A 13,978-nucleotide genomic window follows, 5' to 3' on the forward strand; every position below is an offset into this window, starting at 1 on the left:
GCGATCGATGATCGCCCCCAAGCGTTGCTACCACGAGAGAACCTTAAAGCGTCAGTTGCTTGCGCTCCTCCTCGGTCAGGCGCGCCCGTGCCTGTTCGTTGAGCGGTCCGGCGCCCAGTACCTGCACCGGGCTGTCCGGATTGTAGGCCGGGGTATGCCCGGCTTCCTCGCGCGGGCGCTGCACCTGTTCGGAACCAAAGCCCAGCACCTCCACGGTGACGATGGACGCCCGGCCCTGCCTGGCCGCGGCCTGCTGGTTGCGCTGCGCGTCCTGGGCGGCCTGGGACGCCGCCGAGCCGGCGGCACTGGCCGAGGTCATGGCATTGGTATTGATGGCCGCCGTCATCGGTATCCCGGAGGTCTTGCCCTGGGTCTGGATGTTCGCCGCGTTGACCACCTGCAGGGCGGCGATGTTGACACTGCCCGAGACCCGGATTCCGGCCTCGCCGGCGTCGATGGTGCCCAGCGGCGCGATCAGGTCGATGTCACCGGACGGCACTTCGGGAATTGGCGCCAGGGTGGCGATCCCTGCACCGGTGCTGGGCACCGAAGGCGACAGGCTGACGTTGCCCCAGGTGTCGTAGACCCGCTTGGGCGGGGTATAGACCACGGTGGTCTTGGAGCCCCGGCCGGCGTTGATGTCACCCTCGGCCGACCAGCCCATGATCGCTCCGCCGAAGGTGGTCATGATCCGGCTCTGTCCCAACAGGATGCTGCCCATGGAGTAGAGCTGGATATCCCCCGTGCCCTGGGTGATGACCCCTGCCGATGCCGGCGGTGCATTGCCTTCGATACCGAAGGTCTGGCTGCCACCGGGGGTCAGCATCTGGATATTGCCGCCGAAGTTGGTGTGCACTCCAGAGCCACCGAACAGGGTGATGTCGCCCTTGTAGGTGATCGGGTTGCCGGCCACGTCGGTGACCGGGAACAACGCCGCGATCGCCGCCCGGCCCCGGGCATAGCTGCCCTGGCGGACCCCGCCGGCCTCGTTGTACTCGCGACCGGCCGCCTTGAGCTCGGCAAAATACACTTCCCGGGCGAACACCCGCTGCTGCTCTGCCGGCAACCCCGCATAGTAGGCCCGGGCCTCGGTCGCGCTGCCGACGAAACCGAAACGCTCGGCCAGCCAGGCCACCAGCTCGCCCTCGTAGGTCTTGGCCACCCGTTTGCCGGCCAGCGACTCGCCGCTGCCTGCCAGGTTGGCCGAATCGAGGTAAGCCTCGAGGAAGCGCCGGTAATCCGGCCCCTGGGCGCCGACCCCGGCCTGCATCACGATGCTCGCCCCCGGACGGCTGTCCCCCGGTGCCACGGCGCCAAGGCTGGTGACGCTGACCTTGTCCTCCATCAGGATGTTGCGCCCCGCTGTCAGCTCCAGGGTACCGGGGCCGGCGACGTTGAAGTTGCTGTAGAGGATGTCGCGTCCGGCGCTGACGATGGAGATATCGCTGGGGTTGTCGTGGATGAACAGGTTGCCGGTGAAGGTGTAGCGGCTGAAGCTGTCACCAGCTCCTTCGGCACCACTTGGGGGGACCCCGCTGCTGACGATATCGCGCCCGGCCATCATCCACACCGGACCACCACCCTCATGACGCGTCTGACCGAAGCGCGGGTCCGCATAGTTGGTGAATACCAGGCTACGACCACTGCTGACCGCCAGCAGGTCGCCATTGAGCGCATAGAAACGCGCGGGCTCGCTACTGCGACGCCCACCACTGGTGGCCGAAGGCGAACCGAAAGCGAACAACGGATAGCTGCCCACCTTGGCAAGGTTCGCATCCGCGGACAGGTTGCCCATCCCGGGGATCAGTACCCCATTCCCATCCCAGGCCTCATAGGCCGGATTGAAAGGCGTTGCCAGGGCAGCCGGCGCCGCGAAGGACTGGTTGATGGACAAGTTGCCGCCATAGATCGAATCCCCCGCCAACAACTGCAACTGGCTGTTGTTCGAAGGCGCCAGCACCAGGGTCGAGCGGTTGTTGTTCACCGTGCCGACCCCTTTCGCGCTGCCGTAGTACAGGCTGCCGCTGGCGGCCGTCACCCGCAGGATCGACGGATAGACCACCGCCAGGTCGGTTTCTGCCGCCGTCATCATCGGCGTGGCATTGCCGCCTGCGGAATACAGGTCGATGGCGGTGCGTTCGGTCCACAGGGAGAACCAGCTTTGCCCTGTGCCCTTGACACCATCGAGGGCATAACCGTTCATCAAGGAGGTGCGTCCCGGATCGATCACGCCCTGCAGAACCAGATCACCGCGGGTCGACAGATTGAATGTGGCATCACCCGGTACCAGGGTGATCCCCCCTGCCGCCAGGGCCGTGGTGGCCCGTACAGGATCGAAGGCCCGGGTTTCTCCCGCACTGTGGTCTTCCGGACGGCTGCCATAGTGCAGGTCCAGGCTACCCACCGAAGCCCCGAGCACCTGGGCATTACCCCGCAGATCCAGCAGTACGCCGTCAGTCTGGCTCTGCTTGGTGAGGCTGCTGCCCGGGTTCAGGCCTCCACCCACCTCAAAGCGCAGGTCTCCGCCACCGGTCAATTGCAGTCCGCCATCGGCGGTGACCCTGCCGGTGCTGCCTACCGCCAGCACCAGCCCCTGGGTGCGTGGGTTGGCCGATTGTTCCACCACGCTGCCGACTAGCGGCTTCAGCACGCCAGCATCGCCGCCCACCCGTACATCGAGGTTGCCGCCACCCAAGGTGCCGAAACCGGTAAAGCCCACCAACTGGTCGGCGGTGGCGGTGGCGGTGTAGCTGCCAAAGTTGATCCACCAGGCCGTCGGCAAGGATTGCCCTCCCCCCTGGCGCCACAACCAGTTGCCGACCTGGGTCGAGTCATGGCCACTGTCCTGGGGATTGGGCCGGGCCTGGGACTGCGCCGCGGTATCCACGATGTTGCCGGTCAGGTTGCCGCCAACCCGCAGGCTCAGGTTGCCACCTCCATCGGGATACCAGGCGCGGTACAGGCTTTCGCTACCACCATCGACGAACTTCTCGAAGTAGCTGTTCACATCGTTGAGCACCGTGGTGCCCCGGCCCGCAGCCTTGGCCTGGTTGTAAGGAGAACCTGGTGCAGTGGCCTGCGATGAGCTGCCGGCGGTGTAGACCCCATACAGAGAGTCCATGCTCAGGTTGCCGGCACTGAGCAACTCAAGATCGCCGGTGCCGGTGCGGATCACGCTGAAGCGCGTGCTCGATGGTGTGGCGGCATACTCCTTGTCGGCCATGGCTACGCAGTATGCCGGGTTGTCCTGGCAGAAAGCCTCGACGGAGGACTGCCCCAGGTCCTGCAGCATCTTTTCATCGATTCTGTCGCCGACCTTGACCACGATCCCGGATTCCGCCAGGTCAGTTACCGCTTGCTGGGTCCAGGCATAGCTGGCCTTGATCGCGCAGTAAGTCGGAGTGTCCTGGCAGAACTGGTCGATGGAGGTCTGGCCAAGATCGATCAGCATCTGCTCATCGATCGGCTCGCCAGCCTTGACCACGATCCCGGACCCGGCAAGATCGTCCACGGCCTGTTGAGTCCAGGTCTGCACCCCCTTGGCCGGCATCTCCTTGGCGAACATGCCGTAGTGACTGTCAGCCAGATGCAGGTCGCCGTTACTCGGGTTGGCTTGCAGGATGCGACTGTCGGCGGCCGTGGTATCGCCCCCCGCCACCAGGCGCAGGGACCAGGACTGCGAACCCTCGGCGAGCATCGGTGCAATGGCCCAGAGCTTGCCCTGGCGCCCCGCCTCCTCGGCACGCAAGGCGATGGAGCTGACACCGTCCGGCAACTTGACGTTGGTGCCCGAGGGAATCAGCGCGCCCTTGGCCAGCGGCTTGCTGCCGTCGAGCAGCACCAGGCCGCCAACCGCCGTGGGCAGATCCACGCCCTTGGGCCAGGTCATGGCCTTGACCCGGGTGTTCTGGGCCAGCAGGCTGCCCGCCTCCAGCTGGGTACCGGCTGCCAGGGTCTGGGCCTCGCCGAGCAGGGTCCCGGCAGCGAACAGCAGGTTGCCTGCGGCATCGCGCACGGCCGCCGCCAGTATGGTGCCGGCCGGCAGGGTCAAGCTCTGGTCCAGCGTCGCGGCAACCGGCAGGCGAGTGCCCGCCGCCAGGGTCAGGCCCTTGATCGGCAGGTCGTAGTTGAGGCTGGCACCGGTCGGGAAACTGGTGCCATCGGCCAGGGTCACCCCGGTGCCCGGCACGATGATGTTGCCGCCAGTGAAATCCACCCCTGGCAACAGCACCCAGCCCTTGTCATCCACGGTCTGCGGTGGTGGAGCAAAACCGTCGTTGATACTGCCGTAGATGCTCAACTCGCCGCCCGCGCGCAGTACCAGGGTACCGACCTCGCCGGAGCCATACACCGACGTCTGCTGGCTGTGGGGATTGACGCTGGCATAACGATAACCGGACAGATCCAGGTCGCCCTGCACCACCAGGTCGCCGCCAGGGGTCTTGCTGACGATCTGGACGCCGGGACGCAAGTGGAAAGCGTCGGCATAACCGGCATTGTTCAACCCGGCCAGCTTGTTGTGCATCAGGTCGTCGTTCTGCAGGGCCGCCTTGATGAAGGCCGTGCTCAGTACATGCTTTTGGTCCAGGTAGTCCTGGGTGATCTCCTGGTAGGGACGACCGCTGGCAGCGTCGTTCTTCTGCGGCGCGTCATCGTAGCTGACCATGCCGTTGACCGCAATCGAGCGCGCGCCCTGGATGTCCAGGCGGCCCCGGGCGTCGATGGCGATGTCGTCGCTGCTGCCGTCGAGCTTGAACAGGCGTGGGGCATTGAGTTCCAGGGTGCCACGGCTGCGGCCGTCGTTCTGTCCCGCCGCACCTCCGACCGTCACGTCGGTGCCGTGGCGCAGGTCGATGCGCGCGCCCTCGGCCAGGGTCAGCTGGCCCTTGCCAGAGCCCAGGACCACCGTGGCGCGGTTGGGCGAATCGATGATCTTGCCGTAGCTGTCCACCCGCAGCGCGCTGCCGTGGGCATCGAGCACGGCATTAGCGTCCAGGGCCAGGCCATTGCCGGCTGCCAGGTTGATGCTGCCGACCCGCTCGCCACTGGCGTCCACCAGGCCGTTGACCCGCAGGCTGCCGTTGTCCAGGGAGACGCTGATGCTGTTGGCCTTCAGGCCATTGCCGATGGTCAGGTCACCCTGCTTGAGCTGGAAACTGCGGGCGCCATACACCTGCCCCTGGTTCAGGCGCTGGTTGAGGGCGGCGAACTGCTCGTCCAGGGTGCCACTGCCGCCCAGGCGCTGGGCCTGGATTTCCACCGCGCCGCCCAGGTAGGGCACTCGGGTGCCGCCAGCATCGTAATAACCGCTGCTGGCACCGAGGATCTTGCCTGCAAGGTCCACCAGCCCGGCGCCACCGTCCAGGGCCACGGCCCGCAACTTGCCGGCCTGGTTGTTCTGCGCCGACAGATCGATGCTCGCACCCGCCGCCTGCAGCACGTTGCCGGCGCGACTCTGCAGCAGCACCTCGCCACCGGCGCCGTACTGGGTCACGTCGTTGAAGGCAATGGCGCGCCCGGCCACGTCGATCAGCGCGGCGTCGGTCAGTTGCACATCGCCACGAGCCTCCAGGGTCACCTTGCCGCTGGGCAGGACCACGGCGCTGTCCAGGCGGATGCTGTCGCCACTCAAGGACAACTCGGCGCCCTGGCCGTTGGCCTGGCCACGGGTGCCACTGCCTGCGCCGATATCGATGGTGCCACCGGCGCTGATGCGGTTTACCGAACCGGCTTCGCCGGTCATCAATGGAGTGCGGATGCTCAGGTTGCCGCCGCTGTAGGCAAACCCCTTGAGCGGATCGTAGCCACCCTGGCTCTGGTAGACCGCGAGGCTGCCCTTGTGGTTGGCGGTGATGCGCTGGCTGGCGTTGAGATTGACGTTGGCAAAACCCAGGGCCAGCCGATCGAAGGTCTTGGTGCTGCTGGGCTGGGCAAAGGCGCCGTAACCGAACTCGATGCGCTCGGCATTGATATCCAGGCGCCCGCTGCCAGTACCGGCGCCACCAGCCACCACCGCCCCGGCCGGCGCCTGGGCGCCCAGCCAGATCAGGTTGGCGGTATGGATGCTGGCCACATCATTGGCGCCACCAGAACCGTAGATGGCCGGGGTCGAGAGCATGAGGTTGCTCAGCAGTGACTTGCCGGTGGCCGGATCGTAGGTATCCAGGCCCGCACTGCCGTAGAAGTTGAAGCTGTCCCGGGCCGAGAGTTGCAGGGTCTCCAGGGCCGGGGCGCCGAACTGGGTGTCACCACGCAGCAGGCGGTCCAGTACCTGCTGGGTCAGGGTCATGCCGGCGGGCAGGCGATTGCCTGCGGCCGCGGCGGCCAGGGCTTCGGGGCTGCCGACGTTGATACTGCTCAAGCCCAGGTTCAGGTGCCGGGTGCCATAACGCACCTGCTCGCCCAGCTCGAAGGTCTTGTCGGTCAGGGCCACGATGCTGCCCTCGGAATACAGGGCCGTCTGTCCGGCGCAGGCAGTCGAGCTGCAGCTTCCGACCTTGATGCCGCTGCTCGTCCCCTGCCTCGCGGGCGCACTGATCACATTGAGCAAGCCGTTGGACACCGCCAGCATGTTGCCCACTTGATAGGTAAAACCGTCCCGTGCGTCGTAGCTGGCCTTGCCACGACCGATGGTGTTGATCGAGGCACCTTGCTCCACCACGATCTCGCCGGAGTTGGCGACCAGGAACACCTCCGGCGCCGCCAGGGTCGCGCCCTGGCGCAGGATGATCGAACCATTGCTGGTGTTGGTGCCTTCAGCCAGGGTAATGAAGTTGCCGCTCTGGCCATACTTGACCAGGGTCAGGCCGCCGAGCATCAGGCGCGAGGCCCCCAGCGCATTGAGGCTGTCGGCATCCAGGGTGATCCCGCTGAAACCGTCGGTGGCCGGCTGCCCGGACTTCACCACTTCGATGCCACCCCCGCTGCTGCGGTTCAGCACCGACACCGTGCCACCAAAGCCCCCCGTGGCGGCTTCGAAGCGGCCGGTGCCCTGGAAGGAGAACGCCTCGGCTCCGGCGCCGGCCTCAAGGGCCAATTTCAAGGTCTTGGCATCCACGGGCAGGGTTGGCCGTGGCACTCCGAGCCTGGCGGCATCGGCCACGGCGAACTGGGCGTAGCTGGTCTCGTTGTACTGCGAGTAACGGCGCAGGGTATCGGCCGAGGTCAGGATCAACTGGCTGGCGACACTGTTGCCAATCCCGGTGTTGGCGATGGACAAGCGCCCGGCGGTGGACCAGGAGCCATTGCGCATCTGCTGGGCCGAGCCCTCGCTGCCCAGGCCGGCCAGGCCGTTGATCTCCACACGGAACGCCCCCGGCATCAGGGCATAGGTGGATGGCATCAGGGTATAGGTGCCCGCCGCCAGGCCCGGCACCCCGGCACCAATGGTCACCTGCTGGCCGACCAGCGGGTCCACCGCGCCACCTTCCGGTGCCACCGGCGCATAGCCTGGCTGTGCACCGGGGACGATGGCATAGATCGGGTTGCTGGCCAGGCCCGGCAGGACCAGGCCGCCGTTGGCGCCGATCTGCACCAGGGGGCTGTAGCGGGCGTCAGTTGAGCCGCCGCGCCCCGAGATGAATCCCGCGCCCAACAGCTCGCCACCGCCGGACAGGTCCAGGGTCGCCCCTTGCTGTACCTTCACCGACTTGCCACCCAGGATCACGCCGACACTCAGCTCGCTGTTTTCATTGACCAAACCACCCTGGCCCACGAAGCTCACGGTCTTGCCGTTGTACTTGTAGACCTGGCCATCGACGGTGCCGCCATAGGGCAACACCAGGCCCTTGCCGCTGACCGAGGTCAGGCTGCCCGGCAACAGTTCGACCTTGCTGCTGCCCAGGTTGCCGATCTCGATCAGGCCCAGGGGCGCGCGCACCACTCCACCCTGCTTGATATTGGCGGCGCCCAGTTGCAGGCGGCCGAAGGCCGAGTACGGCACCGCCAGGTCAGCGCTGCCATTGCGCGCGATGGTCAGGGTCCGTGTCGGATCGAATGCGAGGCCTGCGAAATCGTACTTGTAACCGGCGATCACCCGAGCCCCGACCTCGGTGCCCGGATACAGCTGAGCAGCGCGCAGGGTCATGTCGCCCTGGGTCAGCAACTGGGTGCTGATACCCTTGGCGATCACATCGACGCCGACACCGGCGAGGAAGCGCAGGTCGCCCTGGCTGTCGAGCTGGACGTGATCGAAGCCACGGCGCTCGATGTTCACCAGGCTGCTGTCGGCCAGGCGCAAGTCGCCCTTGCTGCCAAACATCACATTGCCACGCACATCGATCAGGTTGCCGCTGGCGTTGAACAGTGCCTGGGTGGCGCGTTCCGACGGCCTGCCGATGGACACCACCGGACGGACATACTGGTCCTTGGCTTCCAGCGGGGCGAGGATGCCCGCCAGCAGCAGGTAAGGTGCCGACAGGTCGACCCGGCTCGTGGCCGCGGCCTTTTCCGTCAGGCTCAGGGCACCGCTGTACAGGCGCAGGCTCTGGCCCATGTGCAGCGCGACGTCATTGTCGAAGCTCAGCAAGCCGTTGCTCAGCAACGCCAGGTTATCGAAACCGCCCGCGCTGACCTGGTCCACCCCAAGCCGGCCATGGCCATATTCCAGGCCCGCAGCCGCTGCCTCTGGCGAGTCGGCCAAGGTGCCGCTCTGGTGAGTCTGGCTGAGCACCAGCTCCCGGGCCTTGAGCACCCGGTCGGTCACCGCGTTCTTGGTGTAGTACGGACTCTCCAGGGCCACCGAAAGACTGCCGCCCGCCGCACCGGCGCCTCCGGCCCTGGCCACGAAGCTGCCATCCAGGTACAGGCCGTTGTTGGAGGCGAAGCTGATGCTGCCGCCATTGCTGGCCACCTGCACCCGGCCCTGGCCGGGAACATCCAGGGCGGCCTGGGAGCCGGACGCGTCCAGCCGCGCACCGTCACGCACCACCACGAACAGGTCGCTGGCCTTGGCGATGCCGGTGGCCAGGTCGATCTCGCCACCGATGCTGATACTGCCGCCGTTGCGCACCTGGCCATAGCTGCGGCCACGGTTGTCCACGGCGCTCGCCGCCCGCGTCGCGACATCGATCAGCGCGTGCTCGCCGACCCAGATCGAACGCCCGTGACCGGCAGCATTGGCCGCTTCGGAACTGGCCACGGTGAGGCCGCCGAGGCTGACGCTGCCGCCCCAGGCATTGAGGGTGCCGTTCATGGTCAACTGGCCGACGCTGCGCAAGTTGATGGCCTGCCCCGGGTCGACATTGACCACCGCGCCCTGGCCCACGCTCAGCTCGGTGGTCGCCAACTGCGCTCCGGTGGAATACTGGTTGCCGGCGGTCAGGGTCAATCCGGCGCCACGGCGCTGGGTCAGCACGCTCCTGGTCGCATCCTCCTGGTACAGGTCCGGCAGCCAGCGTTCCAGCACGCTGGCCGGGTCGCTGCCGGTGGCTGCGTTGCTCGCCTGGGCGCCCAAGCGATAGACCGGAACATTGACATCGACCTTGGCCCCGTCGGCCACCTTCAGCCCTTCATTGCCGGTGATGTCGTAGGCCGAGAAACCCTTGTCGAAGAAGTCCCCCGCCAACTGCAGTGTGCCGGCCTGCGGCGCCACGTCCCGGGCGCCGATCAGCACCTTGTGCGCCTGCAGGGCCAGGGTTCCACCGCCATTGACCCCGTAGCCGCGTAGCTCCCCGGACACATCCAGCTTGCCATCGGCCGCCAGGGTCACGTCGCCGCCCTTGCCACCGCTGACCTTGCCCTCCATGCCGATGGTCGCGCCGGAGCTGGCATCCACCAGGCTGCCGTTGGCCAGGTTGAGATCGCCGCTGCTGCGCAGCGAGACCTTGCCGCCATTGATGAAGGGCACGCCGCCGTTGTTCAGCGGATCGAGAGCCAGGTTGTTCCAGCGCCCCGCCACATCCAGCTTGACCGCGCTGGCCACATCGACCCGGGCCTGGGCTCCACCGACCGGTGCGAGGATCACGTCACTGACCACAAAATTGCGGTTTACATCCACCTGGTTCAACACGTTGCCGGCATTGATGCTGCCGCCATGGGCCGTGAGGTTGGCGTTGACCTTGACCTGCGGGCCGAACAGGGTGATATCGCCGCCGTCGGCCACTGTCAACGCGCCATTGACCTGGATCTGCTGCCGGGCACCGACCTTGATCGCCCCCAACTGATAGTCGTTGAGCTGGTCGCTGTCGAGTACCAGCCGCCCCTGGCGGTTGGCCGGCAAGGCGCTGTCCAGGTCCAGGCCGTCGGCGATCTTCTGCTGGTTGCCGTCGATCAGCACCTGGTCCACGGTGGGGTTCAGGGCGTAACGCAGGGTGCCGCTGGCCTTGTTGTAGATCGGCGTGTAGTTGCCGATGATCAACTGCGCGCGCTGGGCGGCGGCCTTGTGGGATTGCTGGTAGCCGTCGAGGTTGAGCTTGGGTGCCTGGGTCTGGCGGTCGCCCTTGAACACATCGCTGACCAGTTGCCCTTCCAGCACCGCGTTGCCGGTGCCGATCACCAGCTTGCCGGCATCCCGGCCGACGGTGTAGCCGGCTTCGTAGCGCTGCTGCTGGGCGATCAGCGGGTTGTAGTAATAGTCGGTACGACCCCAGCGCGGGCTGGTGTCCACATACCCCTTGTAGATCCCGGTGTAGAGCAGGTCACCCGGCGCCCGGGACAATTCGTAAAGACGCCCGTCCACGCCCTTGAGCCAGGTCTGCTGGATCACCCCGCCCTGAACGTCCACGGTGCCGCCGGACAAGTTCAACTGCGCGCCGGACTGGGTCACCACATCCTTGCCGGTGAAGGTCAGGGTTCCGCCCTGGGCCATCCACTCACCGATGCTGTGGCCCTGGGTGCCCAGGTAACCGCCCACTTCCAGCAAGCCACCGGCGGTGTACCAGCGATCGCTGGCATACCCGTTGGTGCCCGCCGGGACGAAGATCAACTCGCGCAGGTCGACCCACACGTCGTTGTTGATCAGCTTGCCGCCATCACGGTTGCCCGCCGAGTCGCGCTGCTCGTTGCCCTGGATGTTGATCTTGATGTTGTTGGCTTCCATCGCCAGCTTGACCCCGACAGCGCCGGCGACATCGATCACCGCGCCATCGCGCACCAGGCTGCGCTGACCGGCGCTGACGGCCACCTGGCCGCCGGTAGCGAGGGTGATGGAGCCCTTCTGGAAGTCCACGGTGCCGCCACTGACGATCTCCACCCGCGACTGGTCGGTGCGATCGGCGACACTGCTGAGGTTGTTGAACGGGCCGGTGATCAGGTTGCTCGGGGTGCCGTCGAGGTTGCCCAGGCCATTGTTGCGCTGGCTATCCAGGGCGCTGCTACCACTGCTGTCCAACACAATCGCCGTGGTGCTGCCCTGCCCCAGGGTCACGCTGCCGGTGCCGTCGCTGGCGGAGTTGAGCAAGTGGATGGTGCCCCGGGTATCCACCGAGGTACTGGCCAGGGCCACGCCATTCTGCTGCACCTGGTGCCCGGTCAGGGTGATATCGCCAGTGGAGGCCATGATCAGGCCGTTGTTGCTGACCGTGCCGGCACTGCTGCCGGGCTTGAGCGCCGTGGCCACTTCATTGCCACGGGTGGTGGAGCGCTGGTTGCCCTCGGTGCCAACCCCGCGGCGGATGTAGAAGCTGTCGCCGGCGGCCAGGGTGGTCTGGCCCTTGGCGGTGACGATGGTCCCGGCGTTCTCCACTTCGCTGCCCAGCAGCAAGGCGTAGCCACCGGCGTCGGTGGAGGTGGCCGGAGCATGGGTCTGGATCAGCGCACCGCCCTGGACCAGGACCTTGCCTGCGGCATCGGTGAAGGTCGGCTGGGTGCCATTGGCGTCGACATACAGGCCACGCTTGCTGAACTGCTCGTCGCTGATGGTGGCTGCAGCCGCCACCAGGTTGCGCACGTTGACCTGGCTGGTACCGCTGAACACCACGCCGTTGCGGTTGATGATCATCACCGTGCCGGCGCCCTTGATCTGGCCCTGGATCTCGCTGGGCCGGCCGTTGGGATCATTGACCCGGTTCATCAGCGCCCAGTTGGACTGCTGCTGGAAATCCACCGTGGTATTGCGCCCGACGTTGAACGTCTCCCAGTTGAGGATGGCCTTGTCGGCGGTCTGCTCGATGGTCACCGTGGTCTTGCCACCAGACTGGTTCTGCACCGGCCCCTTGGCGTTGATCCAGCCCTGGGCCAGGCTGTTGTCGACCTTCAGCCCACCCTGGCCGAGGCCGTCGGGGATGCTGCTGACCGAGCCGAACGCGGCCTGGCGAGCGGCGGCCTGGGCCGCCTGCTGGGCGGCAATGGCCGCCACCGTGGAATTGAGGTTGCCGAGCGAACGCTGCAGCTGCTGGTTGACCCGCACCTGCTGGGACAGCGGTGGCGGCATGCCCGGCACCTGGCCGCCAGTGCGCGCGGCAGTGGCTGCCTGGGAAGCGCCCTTGTCGGCAAACCAGCCGGAACTGAACGCCGGGGCAGCCTGGGCGCTGCCAGCCATGAGCAACAGGGCAATGGCCTGGGCCAGGGGCTTGAGCCGCAGGATCGGCGCCTGAGCATCCAGGCCAGGGGTTGCAACCGGTGGTGTGCAGCGAACCATTACTACTCATCCTTTGTTATGACGCCCACGGGAGCGCGACGCTTGTAGGGCCCAGGGCGCGCGTCACTGCTTTAGGGGATAGGCTGTTGGCGCGAGGCGCGACCGAACGGATGTCACGGAAAATTCATCTTTGGGGTGCAGGGTGTTGCCCCCTGCCCCTGCGCGCCACGGCGGCAGACAGGGGCAAGCGGCGCTGGCCAGCTAGAACGGTCGACCAATAGCGTTGCAGACATTGGGGTTGCCGATGCTGCGCGGGCTGGCTGGTGTCACGAAGGCGTTGCGTACCGCCGCCTTCCAGATCGCCGGCAAGGGTTGCAGGTTGTTGTTGATGATTGCCGCATCGTTAGTGACCAGCGCACCGTACTGGCGGATAAAGAACGCCCGCACCTGGGCGGTTTGCGCCGCATCGGCGTAGCACTGGCTGACAATCGCGGTGGTAAAGCCCAGGATCGGATAACCGACGCTGGGAAATGGCACCACCGAGGGGTCATTGGCATCGAACGAAGCGGCGAACACAGGCACCCACCTCATGGGGTCGCCGAACGGACTGGTCGATGGGTTCCCCGTCGGCGGGTTGATCGTGTTGATGGCGTTGGCGATGTTCGCCGGTGTCGGGGCCACCCCCTCTACCCGCGCTACCTTGCTGCCATCTTCCAGCCCGGCAAGGGTGCTGGACGCATGACTCGGACCGATGAAAGTCACGCTTCCCGGGGTCGCGTTCAGCAGTTCCATGATCTGTGCGCTGCCCTGGGCACTCTTGGCAGTGCTCGGTACCGAATTTGGATAGGCGAAGGGGAAGAACCGGGTGACCGAAAAAGGCCCGGCGGGTTCAGCGCACTTGACGTTGAGAAAGCGGGTGAACAGCTCGGTGATACCGCTGGGTGCTTGCGGGTAGACCACCGTCAGGGGGCCGGAACGACCTCCGCTGCTCGACAGGTACTCCCATCGGTCCAGCCGGCCCGAGAAGATCCCGCATACCTCATTGACGCTCAGGCTCACGTTGCCTGCACCCGGTTTGTTGAAGCGGATCGCCACCGTAGTCGCGGCAACAGGTACCTGGATCAACGGCCCCCAGCTCGCCCCATGGGCCAAGGAGTACTCGCTGAGTTCGTTGGCTCTCAACTTCGATTCAGTGGCCACCCAGTGCACGTTCCTGGTCGGGGCGCCCGGAACCAGCCGGTTGTAGTCGTTGTGCAGAAAGGCTTCCTTGTCCCCCAGATCCGAACCGATATAGGGCGCGAACCCCGCCGCCAGTACCCCGGGCGTCAGGTAGTACGGCTGCGGCAGCGTCGACCCGCCACCGTTGATATCCGCCAGGGCCAACGGGGCACATAAGGCGCTGCCGACCAGTGACGTGACTAACCAATGCGTTTTGAACATGACATGACTCCTGTCGTCTCA

General features: G+C 66.2%; 2 protein-coding genes. Both read right to left on the reverse strand.

Annotation, left to right across the window (positions count from 1 at the left end):
• Positions 1-43 precede the first annotated feature (43 nt).
• Entirely contained in the window at positions 44-12,577 is a 12,534-nt protein-coding gene (locus tag LGQ10_RS06055; protein ID WP_226524958.1) for a filamentous haemagglutinin family protein, read from the reverse strand.
• A 201-nt stretch (positions 12,578-12,778) separates the two neighbouring features.
• Positions 12,779-13,957, reverse strand: coding sequence for a substrate-binding domain-containing protein (locus tag LGQ10_RS06060; protein WP_226524959.1), 1,179 nt, complete (start codon positions 13,955-13,957; stop codon positions 12,779-12,781).
• Positions 13,958-13,978 lie beyond the last annotated feature (21 nt).

The organism is Pseudomonas sp. L5B5 (assembly GCF_020520285.1).
Taxonomy (GTDB): domain Bacteria; phylum Pseudomonadota; class Gammaproteobacteria; order Pseudomonadales; family Pseudomonadaceae; genus Aquipseudomonas.